At 48.8% G+C, this 25610-nt stretch carries 18 protein-coding genes and 2 pseudogenes; 9 read left to right on the forward strand and 11 right to left on the reverse strand.

Annotated features, from left to right (window positions below; all coding sequences use genetic code 11):
- Positions 1–92 precede the first annotated feature (92 nt).
- Positions 93–293 carry a type II toxin-antitoxin system PrlF family antitoxin gene (locus tag ACO6VG_RS13605; protein ID WP_422132784.1) on the forward strand — a complete coding sequence of 67 codons (201 nt, stop codon included), beginning with the start codon at positions 93–95 and terminating at the stop codon, positions 291–293.
- A gap of 211 nt (positions 294–504) precedes the next feature.
- Here the strand turns inward: ACO6VG_RS13605 and ACO6VG_RS13610 are convergent.
- Positions 505–725 (reverse strand): annotated as a pseudogene (locus ACO6VG_RS13610) (DNA-3-methyladenine glycosylase I).
- A 225-nt stretch (positions 726–950) separates the two neighbouring features.
- On the opposite strand from ACO6VG_RS13610, the gene ACO6VG_RS13615 reads away from it, so the two are divergent.
- Together ACO6VG_RS13615 and ACO6VG_RS13620 are read left to right on the forward strand one after the other, a co-directional pair.
- A complete protein-coding gene (locus ACO6VG_RS13615; protein ID WP_422137380.1) occupies positions 951–1211 on the forward strand; it encodes a type II toxin-antitoxin system Phd/YefM family antitoxin in 261 nt (86 codons plus the stop codon).
- Positions 1204–1536 carry a type II toxin-antitoxin system RelE/ParE family toxin gene (locus tag ACO6VG_RS13620; RefSeq protein ID WP_422137381.1) on the forward strand — a complete coding sequence of 111 codons (333 nt, stop codon included), beginning with the start codon at positions 1204–1206 and terminating at the stop codon, positions 1534–1536. Before ACO6VG_RS13615 ends, ACO6VG_RS13620 begins: the two co-directional genes overlap by 8 nt.
- A 258-nt stretch (positions 1537–1794) precedes the next feature.
- Here the strand turns inward: ACO6VG_RS13620 and ACO6VG_RS13625 are convergent, their stop codons facing one another.
- A complete protein-coding gene (locus ACO6VG_RS13625; RefSeq protein ID WP_422408822.1) occupies positions 1795–2529 on the reverse strand; it encodes a DNA-3-methyladenine glycosylase I in 735 nt (244 codons plus the stop codon).
- Positions 2530–2540: 11 nt separating this feature from the next.
- Here ACO6VG_RS13625 and ACO6VG_RS13630 point away from each other — a divergent pair, with 11 nt between their 5' ends.
- Together ACO6VG_RS13630 and ACO6VG_RS13635 are read left to right on the forward strand one after the other, a co-directional pair.
- A complete protein-coding gene (locus tag ACO6VG_RS13630) occupies positions 2541–6146 on the forward strand; it encodes a hypothetical protein (protein WP_422408824.1) in 3606 nt (1201 codons plus the stop codon).
- Positions 6147–6239: 93 nt separating this feature from the next.
- The gene (locus tag ACO6VG_RS13635; protein WP_422474347.1) at positions 6240–6719 is read left to right on the forward strand and encodes an FKBP-type peptidyl-prolyl cis-trans isomerase; all 480 of its coding nucleotides are present in this window, start codon (positions 6240–6242) and stop codon (positions 6717–6719) included.
- A gap of 56 nt (positions 6720–6775) precedes the next feature.
- Here the strand turns inward: ACO6VG_RS13635 and ACO6VG_RS13640 are convergent, their stop codons facing one another.
- On the reverse strand, positions 6776–7687 hold the full coding sequence (locus tag ACO6VG_RS13640) for a DMT family transporter (RefSeq protein ID WP_422132814.1): 912 nt from the start codon (positions 7685–7687) through the stop codon (positions 6776–6778).
- A 145-nt stretch (positions 7688–7832) separates the two neighbouring features.
- Between ACO6VG_RS13640 and ACO6VG_RS13645 the strand changes: the two genes are divergently transcribed.
- Together ACO6VG_RS13645 and ACO6VG_RS13650 are read left to right on the forward strand one after the other, a co-directional pair.
- Positions 7833–8291 carry an Lrp/AsnC family transcriptional regulator gene (locus tag ACO6VG_RS13645; RefSeq protein WP_422132815.1) on the forward strand — a complete coding sequence of 153 codons (459 nt, stop codon included), beginning with the start codon at positions 7833–7835 and terminating at the stop codon, positions 8289–8291.
- A gap of 67 nt (positions 8292–8358) precedes the next feature.
- Positions 8359–8973, forward strand: a complete 615-nt coding sequence (locus tag ACO6VG_RS13650) for a hypothetical protein (protein ID WP_422132816.1) — start codon at positions 8359–8361, stop codon at positions 8971–8973.
- Positions 8974–9018: 45 nt separating this feature from the next.
- On the opposite strand, the gene ACO6VG_RS13655 is transcribed toward ACO6VG_RS13650, so the two are convergent.
- The 8 genes and pseudogenes from ACO6VG_RS13655 to metG form a co-directional block, all read right to left on the reverse strand.
- Positions 9019–10629, reverse strand: a complete 1611-nt coding sequence (locus ACO6VG_RS13655) for a C2H2-type zinc finger protein (RefSeq protein WP_422408827.1) — start codon at positions 10627–10629, stop codon at positions 9019–9021.
- A gap of 341 nt (positions 10630–10970) precedes the next feature.
- Positions 10971–12641, reverse strand: coding sequence for a C2H2-type zinc finger protein (locus ACO6VG_RS13660; RefSeq protein ID WP_422474349.1), 1671 nt, complete (start codon positions 12639–12641; stop codon positions 10971–10973).
- Between the two features lie 297 nt (positions 12642–12938).
- On the reverse strand, positions 12939–13928 hold the full coding sequence (locus ACO6VG_RS13665) for a rhodanese-related sulfurtransferase (protein ID WP_422132819.1): 990 nt from the start codon (positions 13926–13928) through the stop codon (positions 12939–12941).
- A 189-nt stretch (positions 13929–14117) separates the two neighbouring features.
- A complete protein-coding gene (locus ACO6VG_RS13670; protein WP_422132820.1) occupies positions 14118–14519 on the reverse strand; it encodes an SMI1/KNR4 family protein in 402 nt (133 codons plus the stop codon).
- A gap of 90 nt (positions 14520–14609) precedes the next feature.
- Positions 14610–15923, reverse strand: coding sequence for a DEAD/DEAH box helicase (locus tag ACO6VG_RS13675; RefSeq protein ID WP_422132821.1), 1314 nt, complete (start codon positions 15921–15923; stop codon positions 14610–14612).
- A 105-nt stretch (positions 15924–16028) separates the two neighbouring features.
- Positions 16029–16550, reverse strand: a complete 522-nt coding sequence (locus ACO6VG_RS13680; RefSeq protein ID WP_422132822.1) for a hypothetical protein — start codon at positions 16548–16550, stop codon at positions 16029–16031.
- A 150-nt stretch (positions 16551–16700) separates the two neighbouring features.
- Positions 16701–18032, reverse strand: coding sequence for a DEAD/DEAH box helicase (locus ACO6VG_RS13685; protein WP_422474351.1), 1332 nt, complete (start codon positions 18030–18032; stop codon positions 16701–16703).
- Between the two features lie 79 nt (positions 18033–18111).
- Positions 18112–20166, reverse strand: a pseudogene (metG, locus tag ACO6VG_RS13690) (methionine--tRNA ligase); the annotation flags it as partial.
- 215 nt (positions 20167–20381) lie between these two features.
- Here metG and cas9 point away from each other — a divergent pair.
- A complete protein-coding gene (gene cas9, locus ACO6VG_RS13695) occupies positions 20382–24623 on the forward strand; it encodes a type II-B CRISPR-associated RNA-guided endonuclease Cas9/Csx12 (RefSeq protein WP_422474353.1) in 4242 nt (1413 codons plus the stop codon).
- Positions 24614–25609 carry a CRISPR-associated endonuclease Cas1 gene (gene cas1, locus ACO6VG_RS13700; RefSeq protein ID WP_422408840.1) on the forward strand — a complete coding sequence of 332 codons (996 nt, stop codon included), beginning with the start codon at positions 24614–24616 and terminating at the stop codon, positions 25607–25609. The genes cas9 and cas1 overlap by 10 nt, the downstream gene beginning before the upstream one ends.
- Position 25610: the final 1 nt, after the last annotated feature.

Below are 25610 nucleotides of genomic sequence, written 5' to 3' on the forward strand. Positions count from 1 at the left end.
GCACTGTTATTGTTCGCTCTCTGCGCTATCCGGGGGCATCCTGATGAGTTTTTGGTTCAACAGGTTATGTTGCAAAGCTATGTGCAGAATATATGCCAGAGCTGAATAGTTCTCAGACGATTATTCCGGCCTCGGTCAGAAAGGCGCTGGAATTAAACAAGCAGGAAAAGCTTCAGTATGAGATTCGCTCCGATGGCAGCGTCCTGCTTTTTAAGTGCCAGAGTGACAAAAGAGACCCTGTAATAGCAGGCTTCCTGGATTTTCTTGAGCGGGATATGAAAAACCACCCCTGAACACTGAAGCCGTTTTCCCCGGAGCTTGCTCGGAAGCTCAGTGATCTGGTTGGGGAGATTGATATCGATCTCGACTTTCAAAAGAAAAACGCCACAAAACGACTGGCGGCAATCAACCAGTTGGCATTTGAACGGGTTTCAGGCAATCCCTCTAATCCTGCATATCCTTGAAAGTCAACGTTTGTGCAGAGCCGTTGCCGCAAAAACCACTTTATGGTTTGTCTGACAAGGAAACTGATGAGGAGTACGAAGGACAGCCCACCAAATGATCATTCACCATCCCCATAGCTTGCATGTAGGTATAACAGATAGTGCTGCCTACGAATGAAAAACCTCTTTTTTCAGGTCTTTACTCATGGCATTGGATTCCGGGGTGGTGACAGGCACCTCAGACATGGTTTTCCACTGGTTCCGGATTGGAGTGTGATTCATGCCCGGTGGAGGTCTGGGGACACCCAAGCAGCAGTATGAACTACGTTGTTTTATCCGATGGAACCGACCAAAGCAAGACTCTGGTTACGGTTTTTCGAAGGTGATACGGGCTTTTGGGTTGACTTTCGAAGATGACGAGCAGAAATTTAATTTTCCATATTTTTGCGGAAATAGGTTGATTCGATTATATTGAACGAATCGAACGAAACTGGGAGAATCAATGCAATGGAAGCTCTAACCGCTAATGAAGCGAAAACAAATTTTGGTGACATGTTGCTAAAGGCACAGAGTCGCCCGGTCCAAATCAGTAAGAATGGTAAGCCCGTTGCTGTGGTTATTTCAGCAGATGATTACAAAGACATCGAAGAACTCAAGTTGAAAATGTTGCAGTTAAAGGCTGCTCAGGCTGAAGCTGATATAGCAGCAGGCAAGCTGGCGGATGGAGATGCATTTTTTGATGAGCTGGAATCAGGACAACATGACTGATGCAATCTATCTCTTAACTCCCGACGCTCAATCTGACTTGATCGAAATCCGGCGCTACACAATAGCTCAATGGGGAATTGAACAGTCAAAAAAATACATTTCCGAACTCCGAAAAACTATACAACTTCTTGCTGAAAGTCCTACTCTCGGCGCACAGAGGCCGGAGGTTGGGACGAACGTTTTGAGTTTTCCCTGTGCTAGCCATGTGATTTATTATTTCATGCGTGACAGTATGTTGATCGCGTTCGGTATATTACATAAACGGATGGTGCCATTCAGTCACCTTGCCAGAAGAAAAAATAAAAACTCTTCATACTGGGACTAAATACTCAGCCATACGGAATCGAATATTTCTGGCTTATTGGGCAGGTGCTCTGCAAGGCGCAACGACGGGAACATAGCGAGCTATGTGACCAGAGTTGCAACGCATCACGACTGCATGGATGCAGGAGCTAGAGCAACGCAGGAGCAGTTGCCGCGAGTGCCTGAACAATAAGTCAGAAAATATGATTTCGTATGGTTGAGTACTTAATGATGGATATTTCAGAAGAATGAATTGCAGACTATAAAAGAAATATTAACCTTACGTCAGATATTCACTCTTGTCGGTTGAAGCATCTTTTGCTTCAACCGACACCAACAGTGGTGAGGAGTACGAAGGACAGCCCACCAAATGATCATTCACCATCCCCATAGCCTGCATGTAGGCATAACAGATAGTGCTGCCTACGAATGAAAAACCTCTTTTTTTCAGGTCTTTACTCATGGCATTGGATTCCGGGGTGGTGACCGGCACCTCAGACATGGTTTTCCACTGGTTCCGGATTGGAGTGTGATTCACAAAGGACCAGATATATTGATTAAAGCTGCCAAACTCTTCCTGAATGTTCAGAAAGGCCCGGGCGTTGTTGATGGCACTGTTTACTTTCAGCCGGTTTCTGACAATACCTTCATCCTGGAGCAGTCTTTCTACATCTTGCCCGGTGAATTGGGCGACGGCTGTCGGATCAAAGCCTGCAAATGCTCTGCGGTAGCCCTCCCGGCGTTTGAGTATGGTGATCCAGCTGAGACCAGCCTGGGCCCCTTCCAGAATCAGAAATTCGAACAGCTTCTGATCGTCGTGACAGGGAATGCCCCACTCTTCATCATGATATCGAATGTAGTCCGGGTCTTCTGTGCACCAGGCACATCGTTGATTTGTCAAAAGGATGACTCCCATACTGGTTGCCGTGAAGAGTAAAGCATTAGAGAACAGGTCAATGGCACTCTTGAGCTGTTGGCAGTGATTTTGGCTAAGCTGAAACAGTAACAACTTCATGGAAGGAAGTCATGCCATCCAAAGTGTCATCATCCGGTTCTGTGTTGCCACCTGTACCTCCTCATTTGCCGGATGAGCCTTCATCAAAAAACACCGTTTCATCAGGCTTTCGAGATGTTTCTGTTGCGGATGGAGAGGAAGGATTAACGTTCCCGCAGGAAGGGTGGCACACTGCTCCTCAAAGTCTGGATTCCCGACACCCCAGAGTGGTCGATGCCCAGCCACTGATTCAGATTGATGATATACCTGCAACCTCGGAAGCAGCCTTTCCCGCCCTGCCAAAAATTAGATCAAGCGTGTTCGAGAGACTATTGGCTACGGTCATAATCTGGGTGCTGGACTTGAAAAAAGTTCGGTCAAAAGTCAGCTTTCGCAGGGCGGCCGTCGTCAGACAACTGAACAAACAGTTGAAAAGGGTCAGGGAGGCGATACACAGCAAGCCTTTAAAGAAAACGCTTGATGAACGCCGGATTCTGAAAAAAAAGCAGATGCTGTTGCGTAAACAGAAAAAGCAGGCAAGAGTGGCCAGGGATAATGAGATTCGTAGTTACCTCAGGCTGTTGCGATCTTTCAAAGCTATGCATAGAGGAGAGTTAAAGGATCATACTGTTCATCTGGACGAACTGTCACTGGGAGGTGGCAAAGCCACTTTGAAGCATGTTGAGTTAAGGGTCCACAAAGTGGAGCTCTTGGATTCGGACACGGGCCAGACCTACCCCAAAATTACCCTGGATGTTAAGGGCTCTGTTAATGTTGATGTGCCCGGTCAGCCTCCCCTTAAGATGGATATCAAAATCAAGGATATGGATGTCAGTATTCAGGGCAGAGTGGTAGCAGGAATTAATGCCTATATTAGTGGAAAGGGCATTGCAGGCTTTTTCAGGGCACTTCACCGTATTCGCAGGCAGAAAGGCACCTTCTTCGAGCTTAACCGGACAGGGGTCACCATTGGAAAAATAAAGGCTTCTCTGGATGAACCGGACCCGGCAGCCCTGTTTGCATTTACAGGGGGGTTAAGTATCGGGGTGAAAGAAAGCATCAGCAAGATGTTTTCTCTGCTCGAGCATCCATTTGATCTGATGGTTCATGATCTTGAGATAGCCAGAAAAGGTCTGCCTCTGCCACTGAGCAGGATGGAAGGACTTAAGGTGGCTAGTGAACTCAAGCCTTTTGAGTGCACACAGGGTGAGACGGAGAGAAGGCTGGCCGTCAGTGTGAAAACCATGGAAGTGGATACAGGAGGGCTTTCGGATGCCCTGTATGGTATTGCCCGCGAGAAAAAGCTCAAGCCTATGGATTTAATAACCTCTGATAAAGAGGAAGATTTTGACTGGGTCTCTGAACTGGAAAAACAGTCCTCCGGTCTCAGGGCCAGAGCCAGCGACCTTAATCTGCAGTTGAAGGCGCAGTTATCAAAAGAAAAAGTTCAAAGTGGGTCTGGAGATTTCGATCTGGAACTCGATGCAGGCCATCTGGAGCTGGAAAATAGCGGAGCAGCACAAGCGCATCTGGATCTGAATAAGGTTCATATGGAGGGCAAACTGGATGGAGGTGCAACAGATTTTAGCGGTCGTGCAAAAACCTTTTCAGCCGGGCTGAGGCTCAATCAGAAGCTGGGAGCGGATTCTGGTAACAGTGTTAATTGTCATGCTGATGTCAGAGGTGAAGATTTAAAGCTTGCAAGGGCTCTGCATCAGGGGCAGGTTCAAACCGAAATTGAAACAAACCGGCTGATCGTTGATACCCATGGCCAGCCATCCTCGATTCATTGGCGTGATACCCGCATTGAGCTGCCCCAAAACCTGGGTGGGCAGATACAGAAGCTCTCTGCTCATCTCAAAGACAGTGAAAAAGGAGATGCTGAACTCAAGTTCAGTGTCGGTAAAACACACTTATCAGGTGAGGGGCTGGTGACCGTTAAGACTCAGGCCAGCAAGTTTTCTGTTCCAGTCAGGGGCAATGTGGCTGTGGATCAGTGTGAGGTCTCTAATACGAAGTTCAAAGAAGGGGATTTAAGGCAATCTTCAGCGATTACGGCAGTCACTCCGGGAAATATCAGTATCGATGGCGTCAGAGCCGGCTCTGTCAAGGTTGGAAACCTGACTACAAAGCTGGATGAAGAAGGCACTGGATACGTTTGTCTCAACGATGTTTTTTTGAGTGGTGATGACCTTATCGAGGATTTCGAGCAGCTTCCCCAAGCTATCCGACAAAACATACCCACAGGTTTTCTTAAGGGCAGAAAGCTGAAGGCGTCAGTCAAAGTAAAGGTGGAGAAGGGGCTGGTGGACCTGAAAACAGCCGAGTTTCTCTCTTTCGATCTGGATGAAAAGGATGTGGATAAATCCGCCTGGACACAATGGTCTTCATGGGATCAATGGTTCAGAAGTGGTCTGATCGGTGCAGCCGGTTGGGCTTCGTTCAAGGGTATGAATGTGGCCGACGGACAGCTCTGTATTTCACTGGGTATTGGTCCATTGAGTTACCCCATTCCGATCATGAAAGCACCGCAAGAGGCTGTTCGGGGCGAAAAGCTCTCTCTTCCGGTTTTGCTGCATCATTACACCGGTGTCTGTTGGGGTGATGCTTTAACAGACGACAAAGATTTTATACATAAGATCAATATGGGCGATCTGCAGGCTCTCTCAACACTGGAGAGCTATTGTCGACAGGTCGGATCTGATCGGGCTGAGCGTCTGCTGAAAACGTTGCAGCTTCAACCCTGGATAGAGAGGTCGAAGGGTGGGGATCAACTGTCCTTCAGCTATTTGAAAACATTAGCTGGATTATTTTTTCAGTATCCGGGTACAGCTGGTCGGGGCATCCTGTTATTCAGGAGCCTTCAGTGGCCTGTTACCCCGCCTCTGGCCCAAGCCATACTGAAACAGCCCTTCCGCTCACAGATTGATCCTGTAGCTTTGGCTCTTTCCGCTTCGCAGGCAGGGCTGATCAAAGAAGCTTATGAAGTGTTGGCAGAAGCACTCAAGAAGAAGCCGGAAGATCCCAGACTGAATTACTATGCAAGTGTCGTTTTAAGAGACGGGCTCCATGCCATCAGGCCGGATCAGATGAGCGAGGACGAGAAAGAGCATCGGAGTATTGAGTCGGCCCGCAGGTTATCGCTTGCTGCCAGGAAAAAATACCCTGCAGCGATAGCGCTTCAGAAGCAACTCTGTGAAGAACGGGAGCCTTATGCGTTGCTGGCTGAAGCCGGAGATTTGTTGACCCATGTTCATAAACCTTCTGCTTTCTACAAAGCCCTGAACCAGCTTGAGGGAATAGCTGCACAGGGAGAGGGAGTCAAAGGGAGAGTAGCAAAAACTATTCTGGCTAACAGAATAGAAAACGGTCGGAAGATTTTCATACATCCTACTGCCAGGGTTGAAAAGAGTATTCATGCTCTGGAAAAGCGAATGAAACACAAAGGATTACACGATGTCAGGCCGGACGAACTCTACCAGCTCGGTATACGCTACCTTTACGGTGTTGAAGGTAAGGTTTCCAATCCGGCCAGAGCGGTTGAGTTGTTGCAACAGGCAGGCAAAGAGGGAGAAAACAGGGCACAGCTTCACCTTGAGTTGGCAGAGTCAGCACGTTCCGGGATGATGTCTGAATAGAGGGTGATTTTAACCGGAAAAAGAACTGTTCGTTTTTCAGACAGACAGGTATTCTGTTCTTTCATTTTCATTCATTCCAGAGAATTTCAATTCATGAACATTACCGACAAAACAGTCGCGCTGATCCACTACACCCTGAAAAATGCCGGGGGTGAAGTTCTGGACAGTTCCGAAGGTCATGACCCTCTGGCCTATCTGCACGGTGCGGGTAATATTATCGCCGGTCTGGAAAGTGCTCTGGAAGGAAAAACGGCGGGTGACAAGCTGGACGTCTCTGTAGAAGCTGCGCAAGCCTATGGCGAATACGATGAAAGTCTGGTGCAGCCCATTCCCCGTGCCCAGTTTGGTGAACACGACGTAGAAGTAGGTATGCAGTTCCATGCAGATACCGCTATCGGCCCACGCATTGTCACCATTACGGCCATTGAAGGCGATGAAGTTGTGATTGATGCCAACCATCATCTGGCAGGGGAAGACCTGAACTTTGCCGTTGAGGTGGTTGAAGTTCGTGATGCGACAGAAGAAGAGCTGGATCATGGTCATGTACATGGACCCGGTGCTCACGAGCATTGAATCAGTCATAAAAAACCGGGTGAATAGCCCGGTTTTTTTTATGACGGTAAAAAGCATTAGCTTCTTTTGAACAAGATCTTGTTTTTTCTGAAAGTTTTTTCTGGCAATTTGGTCAAAAATACACCGAGCATCAGGAACAGAGTCAGGAACAGAGACTCATGGCTGAGCATTGTTCCGTTCAACAGGCTGTCCAGACAGAGTGCAATCACCGGGAAGATCAGAAAACAGATGGAAGCCTGGAATGGGCTGGCCAGTTTGTTTAACTGGAAGTAAGCCATAATGCCGCCAATCCCTGCTACGGAACCCAGATAGATCACTGCGCTGAGTGAGAGCGCCGAGAAACTGTTTATATCCGGCGTTTCCATGAAGTAGCCCGTAATCATCAGAAATACCGCTGCCATCAGACAGGGGAGGGCATTGTAGGTCAGCACATGAATACCCTCACAACGAGTCTGGACACTGGTGTAAATCAGGGCATGCATGAGCACGGCAACGACCAGTGCAATCACACCCATCAGGCTGCCGTTACTGTTGACCGACATTTCGTTACCAATAATAGTCACCAGGCTGCCCAGGGCTATGACCAGACCCGCCAGCTGGTGCATAGCCACCTTATGGCGCTGGAGTAATACCGAAAAGATCAGAACGACGACCGGCATATTGGCGAAGATGATAGACGCCAGTCCCGATGAAATATATTGTTCGCCAAAAATCATCAGGGTAAAGGGGATGGCAAAGTAAAACAGACTGATCAGGAAAAACTCCAGACTTTTATTCTTTGGGAACCAGATCGTAACGCCTTTCAATCTGGCCAGCAGAAGAATCAGGGGTGCTGCAACAGCAAAACGAATGCCGGTAGCGGTAATGGGCGGAATAGTAGCAACAGCCAGTTCCATAGCCAGCCATGTCGTCCCCCAAATGAAGCAGACAGTAACAAACAAAAGGCTGACCCGGGTCTTTGTGCTCATGCCAACATCCTCGTAATACGTTCAATGGCTGAAAAACAGTTGTTGCTAATTATTACCTATGATGAAAAGTTTAAATGACAAAGCTGGAAAAATGTTGTCAAAGTCGTCATGATTTAAAAAGTTTTGGGAAAAATAATTCTCTATTATGCTTGATAAAAAGGATAAACTGATTCTTGACTGTCTTCAGCGGGATGCATCCATTCCAGTGGCTGATATTGCCGACAGGGTAGGGTTAACCGTCTCACCCTGCTGGAAGCGGTTGAAAAGGCTGGAAGAAGAGGGCTATATCACTCAGCGGGTGGCGCTGCTGGACAGTGAAAAACTGGGTTTACACCTCACTGCTTTTGTGAATATCAAAACCCAAAATCACAGCAATGAATGGTATGAGGCTTTTGTCTCGGAAGTCAGTGACTTTGCCGAAGTGATTGAGTTCTTCCGGATGGCAGGAGAGTACGACTATATGATGAAAGTGCTGGTCAGGGATATGGCAGCCTTTGACGTATTCTATAAGCGACTGGTAAACAGTGTGACTGGACTCAGTGAAGTGACCTCTTCCTTTGCTATGGAGAAGCTGAAAAATACGACTTACCTGCCATTGGGTTGACTATGAGACTCATCGAAATCATGTACTAGACTGGTTTCACCCTCATATCTTTAGTTGTTCCGGTTGTATGCGACACATCACTTCTCCGTTAGCGGGTTGTCTGCTGGCGGCTTCTGTTCTGGCAGGGCGGCATTATTTTCCCGATTATTTTCAGGCCATCGTCCGGTTTGAATCAGCACTGCTGTTCCTGAGTGGACTGATTGCCGGTATTCGATTGCCGGATATTGATCTGGCTTTACCAGGGCTGAGTCACCGTTCAGGAATTACTCATTCGTGCCTTCTGGCGGTATTGCCCTTGATGCTTGATCTGCCCTTCGTTGCAGGCGGTCTGGCAATGGGGATTGCGCTGCATTTGTCGTCCGATATCCAGCCAAAAACATGGACCGGTGGAGCATTGATCAGGTTTCCAATACTGGGCAGTATCGGGATGCTCTCGCCACTCTGGATTCTGTTCAATATTGTGGGTTGTTTTGTGGTGCTGTTCCACACCATGCCGCAGGAGCACGAGGTTGGCCATTGGGCCATTCTGGCTGTGATGCTGTTGGGAGGTGGCTGGTATTTCTTAAGTGAAGAGAAAAAGCGGCTTCTTCCGTTGATAACACTGGCCTTCTGTATGTTGTTGGTGCACCAATATAATAAGGGTCGGCTCAATGTTGAGATAGTGATTCGATATTTTGTCTGAAGACAGCCGACTTCGCCTCCCGGGTGAGCCAACGACAAGCACAAATCAATCGCTTGACTTTGAGTCGCCAAGCTTTCGTTTCCGGTGTTGACTTTTGTGTTCCGTCAGGGCTTTCGCGTTTGGCAGGGTCTTCTGGCACTCAGGGCAGGTTTGCACTCCGGTGTGATCTTTGCTTTTGTCAGCCCACAGGGCTTGAGAGCTTGGCAGGGTCTTCTGGCACTCAGGGCAGGTCTGCACTCCGGTGTGATAACGCCTTTTGTGATTCGACAGGGCTTTTGCATTTGGCAGGGCCTTCTGGCACTCAGGGCAGGTCTGCACTCCGGTGTGATAACGCCTTTTGTGATGCGACAGGGCTTGAGCATTTGGCAAGGTCTTCTGGCATTCAGGGCAGGTTTGCACTCCGCTGTGATCTTTCCTTTTGTGATCCGACAGGGCTTGAGCGTTTCGCAGGGTCTTCTGGCACTCAGGGCAGGTTCGCACACCGCTGTGATCTTTTCTTTTATGATCCGACAGGGCTTTCGCGTTTGGCAGGGTCTTCTGGCACTCAGGGCAGCTTTGCACTCCGGTGTGATCTTTCCTTTTGTGATCCGACAAGGCTCTCGTGTTTGGCAGGGTCTTCTGACACTGAGGGCAGGTTTGCACTCCGGTGTGATAGTGACTTTTGTGTTCCGAGAGGGATTGAGCGTTTGGCAGGGTCCTTTGGCAGTCAGGGCAGGTTTGCACTCCGCTGTGATCTTTTCTTTTGTGATCCGACAGGGCTTTCGAGTTTGGCAGCGTCTTCTGGCACTGGGGGCAGGTTTTCACTCCGCTGTGACTTTTTTTTCTGTGATCCCACAGGGCTTGATTGTTGCGCAAGGTCTTTAGACACTCAGAACAGGTTTTCTCTCCAGTATGATATTGCCTTTTGTGACTCGCAAGGGACTTTGCGTCTGACAGGGTTCTCTGACTCTCAGGACAGGTTCGAGCTCCGGTATCATCTTTCCTTTTGTGATTTGACAGGGGTTTCGTGTGGCCATCCGCTCCGACCAGGGTTGCATTGCAGGTTTTTTGTCTGGTTTTGTCGTCTTTTCGGGCTTGTACTGTGCTTCCCTGGGTAAGTGCAATGGAAATCCCGACTGCTTCGGGAGGGCCCGGGACAGTGAGCGAGTCATTAATGACAGCAAAACCATCAGTGGTGGTAGACAGGCCAGAAGCACCCTGGGGCTGAATGCCCGGATCGGCCAGTATTTCGAAAGGCACATTGTGTTGGGGGAGTAGGGTCTCCAGAGACTCAAAATGACCCATACAAATAAAACAGTCGCCATCGGCTAAATGGGAGTATGAGTCTTGTTCGTGTGTTGCTTCTGTCTTGCCTGTCCAACTCTCTTCAAAATTCAGCAGCCATTGCCCTGGCTCGATGCTGTCGGGTGATGGTCGCAGTTGACAAAGGCCATGGCAGGGAGAGGTATAACAGTTTAAATCCAAAGTATGCAGGTGCTGTTGAGGGCCTCCGTTACCGTCGTCATTATCAGTGTTCAGCGGGCTGGTAAAAGAGTCCCCGGAGTGGCTGGTGACTGATGAGGTTTGTTGGCCGGATGATGATGTTGATGGCCGGTATTGTGATGGGTCATGCCCTGAGTTAAATAGCACAGTAGTGATCGCAAATCCGACAACCACTTCGACAGGTATCCAAAAAAAATGGCTGCCTGGCCGGGCCGGTCGGTCTCGTTTTATAGAAAAGCACGGGTTTGGATTATCTGTATTGTGTGCAGGCTTGAAAATAAAATCTCTTTCCGACGGCTCGGCAAGAAAGAAGACAGACAATGACAGTAATAGCAGTGCTGTAAAGAGTAAGTATTTAATAATTCTATCCTTGCTCTGGTTTACAGATAGGAAGGATAGATCAAGAAGATAAGTGTGTTTTTAAAAAGGCCGTTGAGCATACCTTAACGCAGGGGCATGATGCAGACCGATGGGTCATTCTGGTTGTGTTTAGGTGATCCAATGACAAGCACAAATCAATCACTTGACTTTGAGTCATCAAGCTTTCGTTTCCGGTGTTGACTTTTGTGATACGTCAGAGCTTTCGCGTTTGGCAGGGTCTTCTGGCACTCAGGGCAGGTTTGCACTCCGGTGTGTACTTTGCTTTTGTGATTCGACAGGGCTTTTGCATTTGGCAGGGTCTTCTGGCACTCAGGGCAGGTTTGCACTCCAGTATGACATTTTTTGTGATACGACAAGGCTTGAGCATTTGGCAGGGTCTTCTGGCATTCAGGGCAGGTTTGCACTCCGCTGTGATCTTTTCTTTTATGATCCAACAGGGCTTGAGCGTTTCGCAGGGGCTTCTGGCACTCAGGGCAGATTCGCACTCGGCTGTGATCTTTTCTTTTATGGTACGATAGGGCTTTCGCGTTTGGCAAAGTCTTCTGGCACTCAGGGCAGGTTTGCACTCCGGTGTGATCTTTTTTTTTGTGAACCGACAGGGCTCTCGAGTTTGGCAGGGCCTTCTGACACAGAGGGCAGGTTTGCACTCCGGTGTGATAGTGACTTTTGTGATCCGCGAGGGATTGAGTGTTTGACAGGGTCCTCTGGCAGTCAGGGCAGGTTTGCACTCCGGTGTGATCTTTTCTTTTGTGAATCCACAGGGCTTTCGTGTTTGGCAGGGTCTTCTGGCACTGGGGGCAGGTTTTTACTCCGCTGTGATTTTTTTTTCTGTGATCCCACAGGGCTTGAGTGTTGCGCAAGGTCTTTAGACACTTAGAACAGGTTTTCTCTCCACTATGATATTGCCTTTTGTGACTCGAAAGGGCCTTCGCGTCTGACAGGGTCTTCTGGCACTCAGGACAGGTTTGAGCTTCGGTGTCATCTTTCCTTTTGTGATTTGACAGGGCTTTCGTGTGGCCATCCGCCCCGACCAGGGGTGCGTCGCAGGTTTTTTGTCTGGTTTTATCCTCTTTCCGGGCTTGTAACGTGCCTCTCTGGGTAAGAGCAATGGAAATCCCGACCGCTTCGGGAGGGCCCGGGACAGTGAACGAGTCATTAATGACAGCAAAACCATCAGCGGTGGCAGAAAGGCAAGAAGTCCCCTGGGGCTGAATGCCCGGTTCGGCCAGTGTTTCGATAGGCGCATTGTATTGAGGGAGTTGGGCCTCTGGAAACTCAAGATGACCCATACAAATAAAACAGTCATCGGCTAAATGGGAGTATGAGTCTTGTTCGTGTGTTGCTTCTGTCTGGTCTGTCCAACTCTCTTCAAAATTCGGCAGCCATTGCCCTGGCTCGGTGCTGTCGGGTAATGGTCGCCGTTGACAAAGGCCATGGCAGGGAGAGGTATAACAGTTTAAATCGAAAGTATGCAGGTGTTGTTGAGGGTCTCCGTTACCGTCGTCATTATCAGTGTTCAGTGGGCTGGTAAAAGAGCCCCCGGAGTGGCTGGTGGCTGGTGAGGTTTGTTGGCCGGATGATGATGTTGATGACCGGTATTGTGATGGGTCATGCCCAGAGTTAAATAGCACAGTAGTGATCGCAAATCCGACAACCACTTCGTCAGGTACCCAAAAAAAATGGCTGCCTGGCCGGACCGTTCGGTCTCGTTTTATAGAAAAGCACGGGTTTGGATTATCTGTATTCTGTGCAGGCCTGACAATAAAATCTCTTCCCGACGGCTCGGCCTGAAAGACGACAGACAATGACAGTAATAGCAGTGCTGTAAAGAGTAAGTATTTAATAATTCTATCCTTGCTCTGGTTTACCGATAGGAAGGATAGATCAAGAAGATAAGTGTGTTTTTAAAAGGGCCGTTGAGCATCCCTTGACGCAGGGGCATGATGCAGATCGATGGGCCATCCTGTTTGTGATGCTGTTGGGAGGTGGCTGGTATTTCTTGTGAGCATGGAGATTTGAGCCTTGGCTATGGCGACGATCGCCAACGCAGGATTAAGGCTCAAATCTTCAGCGCAATTGGGAGTTAGAAAGTTTGATTGGTATTACTGCTTTGTGGCTGCCAGAGCGCGTTGTTGTTCACGAAAAGCCTGTTTGGCTTTTCTTCGATTCAAAACGGTATTGCCGACCTCACCTCCGAGGTGAGCTTCTCCACGTCGTCTTGCCAGCTGAATCTGGTGTTCACGTTCACGGAAACGTTGCTTCTGATCCGGTGTGTGCCTGTCATAGCAGTGAGGGCAACTGACGCCCTGTTCAAAGTGTTCGCTGAGCTGGTCCTGAACGGTTATAGGAAGACGACAAGCGTTGCATTGATCGTACTGACCTTTTTCAAGCTGATGATTGACGGTGACACGATCATCAAAAACAAAGCATTCGCCTTCCCAGGTGGATTCTTCCTGGGGTATTTCTTCCAGGTATTTGAGAATCCCGCCTTTCAGGTGGTAGACCTCTTCAAAACCCTGTTCTTTCAGATAGGCCGTCGACTTTTCGCAGCGAATGCCACCAGTGCAGAACATGGCAATTTTCTTGTGTTGCCCGGGGTTGAGGTGATCCCTGACGTATTCAGGAAACTCCCTGAAGGTCTCGGTGTTGGGATTGATCGCATTTTTGAAGGTGCCTACCTGGACTTCATAATCGTTGCGGGTATCAACCACCAGAACCTCCGGATCATTGATCAAATCGTTCCATGACTTGGCATCGACATAGGTTCCGACAACATGGTTGGGATCAATACCTTCCACACCCATGGTGACGATCTCTTTCTTGAGTTTGACCTTGGTACGTTTGAAAGGCATCGCCTCGGTGTAGGATAACTTATACTCAATTTCAGCGAGACGGGGGTCGCTTTTCAGCCAGACCAGGAGCTGGTCTATGGCATTTCGGGTACCGGCAACGGTGCCATTAATACCTTCCCGGGCAAGCAGCAGAGTGCCATGAACGCCATGGCCCTCCATGACTTTCAGAAGTTCAGGCTTAATGGTTTCAAAGTTATCCAGAGTAACAAATTTATAGAGCGCACAAACGACGATTGACATATAGGGTCCTGTTGCTGGCCGGAGCGTAAATCCGGTGCGGTGTGTTACAGCCTCCTTCAGGCGAAAGACGACTAACTTTCTGGTCAGGAATCAGACCAGCCGATAAGGATAGCAAAGAGAAAGCACCGGCTGCCAGTGCAGTTAATACTCACACACACTCTGTTGGTTGGTCTGGTTTTATTACATAAACTAGCTTTGCAGCCAGACATCTTTAGCCCAGTGCCAGACCGAAGGCCAGGTGGTTTCCGAGAGGTCGCCTGCTGTCCAAAGGCCTACTTCACCTTCCGCAGACACGCAATAAAAGTCGCCATTATGCTCACAGAGCGGCAGCAGATCTCTGGGCATTCCCTGGTCCCAGGCGATGGCCGCAACTTCAGGCAGGTAGGTGTGAGAGCAGGGGTCTTTAATGGTAACGGGTTCCATGGAGCCAAAAACAAGGTCACTGACTTGCAGCAGAAACTCCCGGAAGTCGGAAGGAATCGGAAGCAGTAGCTGCTCTTCAGCTTCGATAATCTCATCTTCGTCAGGAAGCTCCAATGGTGTAGGTACCTCGACGGCACCTTCCCGGAGTTCATCAATGACATCTTCCATAGCGATAACCTGTGACTGGGGCTGTGGCGGTAGAAAAGCCCCTCATGGATAAGGGGCTGTCATGAGGCTCAATGGAGCCGGTTTTCCTGATTATCTGCGACCTTTGACCGGTCTGCCAGATTGGGAAGGTTTTTTTCGAGTGTTGCCGGAGCCTGATTTGAATGCTGGCCTGTTTTTATTACCAGCAGGCTTTTTTCCCGGATGAGCTGAAGTTGAGCGCGGCTTGCCAGACTTTTTGGAGGGCGCCTCGTCACTCAAAGTAACCTTAACACCGTCCTCAAAATAAGGCACTGGCTCAACGTTCAGGGGCTTGTTAATGAGCTTACGAATGGCTTCCAGCAGTTTTTTCTCTTCCGGGTTCATCAGGGAGATCGCTCGCCCCGGGCTGCCAGCACGACCGGTTCGACCAATACGGTGCACATAATCCTGCGGCACTTTAGGCAGGTCGTAGTTTACCACCAGTGGCAACTGATCCATATCCAGCCCTCTGGAAGCAACATCAGTGGCTACCAGAACCCGGTAAGCACCCGCCTGAAACTCAACCAGCGTTCTGCTGCGAACAGGCTGGCTCTTGTCACTGTGCAGTGCCGTGGCGCTGATACCTTCGTCAGCGAGCAGGTCTGCAACTTTTTCGGCGGCTTTTTTGGTGCGCACGAAAACCAGAACCTGCTCCCACTTGCCACCTTCAATGATATAGCTGAGGATTTCCGGTTTATCCTGCTGATCCACAGGATAGACCGACTGTTTGACTGTGCTGGCAGCAGAGTTTGGATTCTCTATTTCAATTTTGACCGGATGACGCTGGAACTCATGGGCCAGCGCCTTGATCTGCTTGGAGAAGGTTGCAGAGAAAAGCAGATTCTGACGTTTGGCGGGCAGAACCTCAAGAATCTGATCCAGCTCATTTTTAAAGCCGAGGTCCAACATTCTGTCGGCTTCATCCAGAACCAGGATTTTCAGGTGGTCCAGGGTCACATGTTGTTTTCGGATCAGGTCCAGCAGTCGCCCCGGTGTTGCCGTCAGCACATCCACTCCAGCCTGAAGCGCTGCCACCTGGGGCTCTATATCAACACCGCCGTATGCGACTGCTGAGCGAAGAGAGAGGTTTGAACCATAGCGAACGACGCTTTCGCCAACCTGAATAGCCAGCTCGCGGGTAGGTACCAGGATCAGGGCGCGAACAGGATGGTTCTTGAGCGTCCGCATTTCTGACAGACGGTGCAGCAGCGGCAAGGTGAAGCCAGCTGTTTTGCCCGTTCCGGTCTGGGCGGATGCCATGACATCGCGGCCGGTCAGAACCATAGGAATAGCTTTGGCCTGAATCGGGGAGGCTTTTTTATAACCCTGTTCGGTGACTGCCTGAAGGAGAGGTTTACACAAACCAAGGGATGAAAAATCAGTCATTTTGATCTGCAGACCTCTAAGACATGAAATGGGCAGAGGATTGTACAGCAGTCTTTGGCGTTGTGCATTGGGGTTTACCCGCTCTCACTGGAGCGGGAGTGCAACTCAGATCTGCTTGCGCAGGCGCAAGGGCAGTCTGCGAAAATCTATCTCGTACTTACCTTCGGATCCAATCATTGATCCGGCACTGTCATAGAGCCATTGAGCCACGCCATAAAGACCTTCTTCATAAGTATTGATAGCCCCTGTGATGGTGATTTCTCCCAGGCTCTGATTAATGTTCATCACCTTGAGAAAACCCTCGATCTCAGGGCCTTTCAGCTTGAAAGTTGCGCCAGAGCTGCAACCACTCAACGTGAAATACTCATTTTTGATCAGGTTATGATGGAGTGTGCCTGAAGAGTCCATATCCAGCTCATACAGCTTGATATAGCCGAAGCTGTTATTGTCGGAGCCGATTTTCAGTTCCACTTGAAACTGTTCCACCTTGTCGGTCGAGCGATCAAGCGTAACTTTAGACATTCCCGAGTAGTTCCCTGAGGGCAGGTTACATAAGTTTCCGGCATTGACGAAGCTGGCCAGGCAAACAAGCACGCTGAATAGCTTAATTTTTATTAGATTTTTCATTCCCTTCCTCCAATTTTTTAATGGCTTATATTGTTATTGGACAAGAAATGTGCAGTTAAGTTCTCAGTAGGAAGGGATTTGTTGAGGTTAAAGCGGTTTTTTCCAGACTAAAGTCTGAGAAAACCCGCTCTCATAACGGTTCAGGAAGGATTAGTTTTTCTTGCGTTTTAAAGGCTCAAAACCGGCATCAACCGATTCAGTGGTGTCCTGGCTGGCGGGTTTACGGCGCTTACCCAGGTTCTTTTTGTTGCGCTGCCGTGTTTTTCCAGCATTAGTCTTGTCGGAGACCTTCTTTTTCTTGCTGCCGGCGGCTTTTCCCGAAGCCTTCAGCTTTTTAGGGCCTTTCCAGCTGCCTCTCAGCTCCTTGATTGAGCGTTTTTCAAAGCGTGTTTTCAGATAACGCTCTATGCCTGACATCAGGTTCCATTCGTTGGGGCCAATCAGGGAGATGGCCAGACCTTTTTCACCGGCTCGTCCAGTGCGGCCGACGCGGTGAACATAGTCATCGCCATTGCGAGCCATATCGAAATTAATGACCAGCTCAATCCCTTTGATATCCAGACCTCTGGCTGCGACATCGGTAGCCACCAGAATATTGATCTGGCCTGAAGCCAGCATGGCCATCATCTTTTTTCGTTCCTGGTGATCCATCTCACCATGCAGAACACCGGCTTTCAGGTCACTGTAGCGAAGGAAACCGCACAGCTGGTCAGCCAGGTTACGGGTATTGGTGAAAACAATGGCTTTCTCGAAAGGCTCGTTTTCCAACAGCCAGCGAGTCAGCTTTTCCTTATGCTTTTGATCATCGCTCAGTACGACCTGCTGATGGATGTTCTCATGCTTTTCTCTGGCCGTATTTAAGGTCAGGGTTTCAGGTTCTCGCAAAACCAAGTCAATCAGTACACCCATCCCTTTTTGTTGCAGGGTGGCAGAGAACAGCATGGTTTGTCGATCCTGACGACATTCAGAGGCAATTTTCAGGATGTCTGGACTGAAACCAAAATCCAGCATGCGGTCAGCCTCATCCAGAATCAGGTATTCCAGATCATTAAAGTCGGTATTGTTGTTCTCCATGTGCTCAAGCAGACGGCCCGGCGTGGCGATCAGAATTTCCGGATTCTTTCTCAATGTATTGACCTGGTGACGAAACGGGTCGCCACCGGTAATCAGTCCGGCTTTGATCTGGGTAAAACGGGCCAGGGCTTCCGTCTCTTTCAGAATCTGTCGGGCCAGCTCCCGGGTGGGCACCAGAATCAGCATTCGGGTGCTGGAGCGGGGGGCTGGAGTGTTCTCGAAATGATTCAGGGCAGGCAGCAGGAATGCCGCCGTCTTGCCACTGCCGGTTTCGGAGCTGACCAGCAGATCTTTGCCATCCAGCACTCTGGGAATCACTGCCACCTGGACGGGGGTGGCCTCGCTGAAATTTCTTTCAGTCAGGGCTTTTTGCAGCCGTTCGTGCAGAGCCAGGTCAGAAAAAAGCAAGCGATACTCCTTATGAGAATTCCCACCGAATCAGCTCGGTGGGGAGGGGGAGGGTTTTAACAGGGTATGATTGAGTGGATTACATGACACGCATTCCGGGTTGAGCACCTTCATGGGGCTCAAGAATCCAGAGATCTTTACCGCCGGGGCCGGCGGCCAGAACCATCCCTTCACTCACGCCAAACTTCATTTTACGAGGTGCCAGGTTGGCGACCATAACCGTATACTTGCCGGTCAGGGCTTCCGGGGCATAGGCAGACTTTATGCCGGCGAATACGTTGCGAGGCTCTGCTTCGCCAATATCCAGAGTTAATCGCAGTAGTTTACCAGCGCCTTCTACCAGCTCGGCATTGACAATTTTGGCAATACGCAGATCCACCCTGGCAAAGTCATCGAAAGTAATCTGCTCAGCCACAGGCTCTTTTTCCAGCCATTCGTTGCAGGCAGAGGTTTCAGCAGGTTTTTGCTCAGACATTTTGGCAAGTACCTCTTTGCTGGCTTCAATCATGGCTTCGACTTTATTCAACTCGACACGGGTCATCAGAGGCTTGAACTTGTTCACCCCGTGATCCAGAAGCAGGGTCTGGCTGTCGGTCCAGCGCAGAGGCTCTATGTTCAGGAAGGCTTCTGCCCTGGTCGCCATAGCAGGCAGAACCGGCTTCAGGTAGATCATCAGCAAACGGAACAGGTTAATACCGGCTGAACAGATGTCGTGCAGTTCCTGATCCTTGCCTTCTTCTTTAGCAACAACCCAGGGCTTCACTTCGTCAATCCAGGCATTGGCTTTGTCAGCCAGAGCCATGATTTCACGCATGGCTTTGCCGAATTCACGGCCTTCATAGAGTTCTGCGATGCGCTCTCCGGTCTTCTGGAAGTCGGCTGTCAGCTCCGGGATCATGTTGTTGGTAGACAATTTTCCAGTAAAACGCTTCTTGATAAAGCCGGCGTTACGACTGGCAATGTTAACCACTTTGCCGACCAGGTCAGAGTTTACCCGCTGAACCAGGTCTTCTGTGTTCAGGTCCAGGTCATCGATGCGACTGGACAGTTTGGCGGCGTAATAATAACGCAGATACTCCGGGTCCAGGTGCTCCAGATAAGTCCGGGCGGTAATAAAGGTGCCACGGGACTTGGACATTTTTTCGCCGTTCACTGTCAGGTAACCATGAACATTGACGGAGGTCGGTGTGCGATAACCCGTACCTTCCAGCATGGCAGGCCAGAACAGGCAATGGAAGTTGACAATGTCCTTGCCGATGAAGTGATGCACTTCACAGTCACTGTCTTTTTTCCAGTAATCGTCAAAGTTCAGGTCGTCTCTTTTCTGGCACAGGTTCTCGAAAGACGCCATATAGCCGATGGGAGCGTCCAGCCAGACGTAGAAGTATTTACCGGGCTCACCGGGAATTTCGAAGCCGAAGTAAGGCGCGTCGCGGGAAATATCCCAGTCCTGCAGGCCAGCGTCCAGCCACTCGGCCAACTTGTTGGCAATCTCGTCGGAAATGGTGCCGGAACGGGTCCACTCTTTCAGGAAGCCATCAAAATCTGAAAGTCTGAAGAAAAAGTGCTCACTCTCTTTTTCTACCGGAACCGCACCGGAAATAGCCGACCTGGGATTTTTCAGGTCGGTGGGAGAATAGGTGGCGCCACATTTTTCACAGTTATCACCGTACTGGTCGTCTGCCCCGCACTTTGGACATTCCCCCTTGATATAACGATCCGCCAGAAACATCTGCTTCTCAGGGTCATACGCCTGTGTGATGTTGCAGCTGGCGATATGGCCATTTTCCTTCAGCTTCAGGTAAATGGCTTCAGACAGTTTGCGATTTTCTTCAGAGTGGGTGGAGTGGTAATTATCAAACTCCACCAGGAAATCACCAAAGTCACGAATGCGCTCTTTGTTGATCAGGGCGACAGACTCTTCTGGCGAAATGCCCTGCTTTTCAGCATGCAGGCTGATGGCGGTGCCATGGGCATCGTCGGCGCAGACGTAAGTGCATTGGTTGCCGAACAGCTTCTGAAAACGAACCCAGATATCGGTTTGAATGTATTCCACCAGGTGTCCCATATGCAGAGGACCATTGGCATAGGGCAGGGCACTGGTGACAAGTATTTTACGTTGGCTCATTCGAGTACTGTGTTGCTGGAAAGTTGAAAGAGGGTAAAGGTGGGCAGTATACGATAATTTCTGTCGCTTAGGCTAAGACTTGGGTGAACTTTCCTTTACCTATGTCCTGACCTACTGGCTTTATTATGATTACCTGAGTTTTTGGGAAATAGATTATTATTTTGACCGGTAGGGCAGATCATTTTCTGTCTAAATGCCTGGCCACGGGAGCCTGAATAGTAATGACAACAATAATTTCACCCATTGCCATTGATTTGGGTGCCAAATATACCGGCGTACATACCATGCATTACCATCAGGGCGAAGATCCTCGTAACTCTCCTCTGAACAGTGGTTATGTGCTCTTGCTTGATGATGACAACTTCCAGCTTTCCCAACAGGGTAGAACTCAGGTAAGGCATCAGGGGCGGAACTACGACCGACGCAAACTGGCTAAGCGATTACTGCTGACTATTCTCAAGGACATCTATGCAGTCAATCCATACACATGGTCAGAAAAAGACAGAGAGTTTTTATTTGGACTACTGAACCGTCGTGGTTTCAATCGATTTGATGATGAATCACTGTCCAAACCTCCTGCCTGCTCCCCATCCGCTTTTGAGCATATTATTCCTGAGTTAGCGGGATACAATGATATTGAAGAATGGTTACAACGGACTGCGGAAGATTCATCTGCCATCCACGAGGCTATAGAGCGACTGGGTAAGACCAGAGACTTCTCTAAAGGGCTTCCGGCTGAGTGGCGAGATGATAAAAAAATAATTGAAAGCGCACACAAATACATGTGCGAGTTTCTGAAAACCCGGATTAATGCTCATGAAGAGGGGCACCTGCACCGTCGAGATTACCTGCAAAATATTGCCAGCGATATTTGTCTTGAAAAAGACGGAAAATTAAAAGAAATATTTAGTCAAACACCACTTTCTGTGGATGAATTTTCTAAGCTGATTGGCCACGTCAGTAATTTAAAACTGAGTACATTGCGTCGTTACTTTAATGACTCTTCTTTCAGCAAAAGCAAAAAAGGTGATTACTGGGATGAAGAAAGATTTAGCAAGCAATTCTGGCGCTCGATAAAAAACTGGCACTGTGATCAGCAAACCAAAGCTAACTGGCAAAAACTGCTGAAGCTCCGAAAAACTCAGCAGTCAGTCATTAACTTAATGCTAACCATTGATCCACTGCTGACTATCCCACCCTACGAAGATCAAAACAACCGTCGACCACCAAAAGACAAGACGCTTTATTTTTCAGCGAGCGCGCTAGATCGAGCTTATCCTCGCTGGCGTATAATTGTGGAGCGTATCCTTCGACATCAACCTGAGCTTGATGAACCCCATGCGGAGACCGTTGCCCGTCTTGATGCCGCTCTTGATAAAGACGGTATTTTGCTTATGCGGATTCTGGATCGAAGCAGAGATTGGGATCCTTATCAGATCAGAGCCCTCAGCACCGGTAAACCAGAAAAAGGTAATAAACTCAAAGCTGCCATGGACGAACTTCTGCTTCACCTGTCGCAGCACGCTGAGCCATTTCTCAGTAAGATTGCTCGCCCTTACTATCAGCAAATTGCTGATGCCCGAAAAGGGCTCTGGTCGCCAGAAGATGACAATAATTTGCTACTGAGTCTCAATCGTACACCTCAACGAAAAGCCAACCAGCTCCCTAAACTCTTGGGGCGAATCATTGGCAGCGACTTAGGTGACAAGGCAGAGCAAAAAATTGATAACCTCAAATCCGCTTGGGGTATAGGAGGTGGAAAGTTTAACGGTCGGTCTATCAAGGGCTGGTGCAAACTTGCATCCGAATTACAAAAAGACCACGGCAACAGGCTCAAAACCCATTTACTGCAATTTCAATCATTGCGAGACAGGATTGAGAGCGGACTGACGGAAACAAAACTGCCCAAGCATGGAAAAGACCTGTTAAAACTGGCAGATACGGCAGGTACCGTAGCTGATTTCATTACGGATAAATTGAACCTCTCTCCGGAAAATGCACGACGTTTTAGTAATATTTTCCAGCTGGCACAGATTTATAACCTGCTGGAGAGCGATCCTTCCGGTTTCAGCCATTCATCACAACCAACGGCTGAAGAAAATCTCTGGCGGATGAAAACCGTTAATCAGGACGGCAAAGACTGTGCCAGAGCCTGCCTACTCAGCAGTGACAGTATTCGCCCCTTTGATGGCATGTTGGGTCGTATTCTGGAAAAGCAGGCCTATGCCATCGCTAATGAGAAAAACCGACAAATTGCTGAAAGCTCCCCAGACAATTGTTCTCTGGTTGTCCCTATTCTTTTAGAAGAAAATCGTTTCCAGTTTGCGGAAGATCTCTACACAATCAAACGCAATAAAAAAAAGAAGAAAGATGCTCAAAAAGGAGGTGAGTCGGAGCTGGCGCGCTTCAGGGATAAAGAACAGCGGATTCGTGAAGCCTCACAGGGTATCTGTGCCTACACCGGTCACTCTCTTGGCCGGTATGGGGAGTACGATCATATTATCCCCCGTTCATATACTCAAAAGCGCATGGGAACGGTGTTCAACAGCGAAGCCAACTTGCTGTTTGTCAGTAGTACCGGTAACCAGAAAAAAGGCGACACAACCTATACACTGTCTGAGCTGTCATCCAACTATTTGGAAAATATCTTTGGTACCTCAGATATTAAGGCAATTGAAGCGACAATCCGGAAGAAAGCGCAACCTTTTATCGACAGAAAAGAACTTATCAGCTTTCACACCCTGACGGCAGAGGAGCAACAAGCCATTCGACATGGGTTGTTTATTCCCGGCTTTAGAGATGAACTATTGCAACTGCTGGCCGGACAACGAAAGGCCAGAGTCAACGGTACCCAGGCGTGGCTTGCCAAGCGAATCATGCACTACATTCGCAAAGTTCAGGGTAACCGTGTGCGTTTTGAGCTGGTAAAAGTACCGGTGGAATCAGTACAGCTCTGTCGAGGTATTTTGGCATCGCAACACCCTGAGCTGGCCAAAGCATCACCGCAGCCTATCGCCAGTCATGCGATTGATGCAGCACTGGTCAGTGGTAGCCTTCTTATGGAGTCTTCTGTTGCCAGGGCGCTGAAAATAGCCCCGGTAAGCAGCGAGAAACAGGCAGAATGGTTGAACAGTTTGCTTCCAGAGAGCATTGATATTCGGGTGTTGCGCAAAAAACCGCTGTACCGGAAAGATGATCTTGCCAGCTCACGGTTGTTCAAAGCTGGTCTGTATGCAGAGCGATTCATCCCCCTGCTGGTTTTTTCAGACCGGCTTCGCCTCGGCTTTACCCCGGAAAATAGCGTCAAAGTACTTAAGGGGGCAGAACAACTCTATGCCCTGCTCCATCCCTGTTTACGCAGTCACAATACTGAATTGCCACTTAATCTGGACGAACTGCAAGCCCAACTCAGTGATAATGATATGGTTACTGCTTACATTGACCGACCCACTGCCTTTGCTTTTTTACACAAAAACGGCCAGCAGGCAGAATTTGAGCTGCACTGTACAGCATTGGAAAAAATGATGTATGTGACGCAGAAGAAAAAACTGGAGGTTCATCTCTATGACAGTAAAAACAAATGCTTCAGAAAAAGGGACGACGTACTGGCTGGAAAATTCTTTCAAATAAATGCAGAGCTGCCCGCGACCATAGCCAAGGTAGAAAAACATAAGCTCACACTTCCCTGCTACAAAGAGTGGGAAAAAGTGTGTAACGATCAGGATATCGCCGACAATTTAGGAAAAAAACGAGAGTTGACATCAAATTATTGGCGCAATATGGGGCAGCGCCTTTTCCCTGAGACACAACAAGAAACGGCACACCAGCACAAAAAAGTAAGGAAGATTTATTCTCTGCCAATCAAGGCTGCTGGTGGCAGCTATCGGGTAAGAAGAACATCATTGGATGGTCGCACTGTCTGGCAGCAACTTGCTGTAGATAGTTTTGGAGCAGCTGGTTTTGCTAAAAATCAGGGTAAGACCCAATGGGATCAAGTTGTTGAACTACCACATTTCAGTAACAGTCAAGATCTCACCAGTTTAGACCGATCATTAAACAAGAGAGCTGACGATATTACCTTTTTTGATGATTGGAGAGAATTGATAGTGCCTAAAGACCTACCATTGCCAGATGGAATAATGAGCGTTTCCTGTGCCCCCGGCAGTAAAGACCGTATCCGTACAAGAGTAACCCTAACGGAATCCAGTCTTCTGAATTGGTACAACAAGGAAAACAATGCTGATCTCAAATACAGCTGGGAGTTGCAACCCTCTCTACCCCACAAGCAGCTGATCAACTGGGATATATTTAAACACGATTTAATCCCGCTCCCACGCAAAGACAAAGGCAATGCTCAAATACTCCGCTTGGGTAAAACTATTGTCTTTGAGTACATCGCTAATGACAACATGAAGCCTGTCCTCCAGATTGCTTATGAGCAGGGAGTGCCAGAATGCATATAACGGTATCCGACTATGGGCAGGCGTTGGGCATCACCGGTGCCCGCCTTACGGTCAGTGAGAAAGGCCGGTGCATACAGGAATATCCGCTGAGTCGAGTAAAGACTATCACTGTGGCAAAATCCGGCGTCAGTCTGTCCAGCAATATGATTACCGCATGTGCCCTCCGTGGGATCAAGTTGTTTGTCATGGACTGGCGACCAAGAGGTATTGTGTGCCTTCAGGGATCCCAGCAACATGCGGTGGTTCGGGTGCGGCAAAAACAGTTTGAATATCTGGCACAGTCGGCAAATCAGCTTCATATGGGTCAGCAGTTTATTGTCGGTAAAATTCGAAACCAGCGGGCAGTATTGAAGTATTTTGGTAAATACAGTGCCAGGCGTCCTGATCACAAACAAAGACTGGAGGATGCGTGTCAGGAGCTGGCCATCAGCAGCGATAATGTAAAAAAAATGCACTTACCCAAGGCTGGCGAATGGCGTAGCACTCTGCTTGGGCATGAAGGATTTGCAGCTAGAAGCTACTGGCAAACATTAAGGGACTGCGCTCTTTTACCGGCATCATTTCCTGGTAGAACTGGTCGTAATGCACAAGATGTTGGCAATAGTATGCTCAATTACGGCTACGCCATTCTGTCTTCCTATATCTGGCATTGCGTGATCAATGCAGGTCTTGAGTCTTTTGCTGGTGTCCTGCACACAGAGCGTGCTGGAAAGCCCTGCCTGATACTCGACCTTATGGAAGAGTACCGTCCCTGGGTTGTGGATCGCAATGTCATCAAACTCAGAGAACAATGCAGTGATAAAAAAGGACTGGATGCAGCAATAAAGCGGAAATTAGCCGCCTCTATCCACGAAACTTTTCGAAAAAAACATCTTTATAAAAAACGGAAAGTCTCACTGGAGTCCATTCTTCAGCGTCAGGTCTACCTGCTTGCCGGGGAGTTTGCTGGAGAAAGAGCCTATAAACCTTTCCTTTTCAAATGGTAGC

Origin of the sequence: Endozoicomonas sp. ALB032 (assembly GCF_049310125.1) — a bacterium.
Classification (GTDB): Bacteria; Pseudomonadota; Gammaproteobacteria; order Pseudomonadales; family Endozoicomonadaceae; genus Endozoicomonas_A.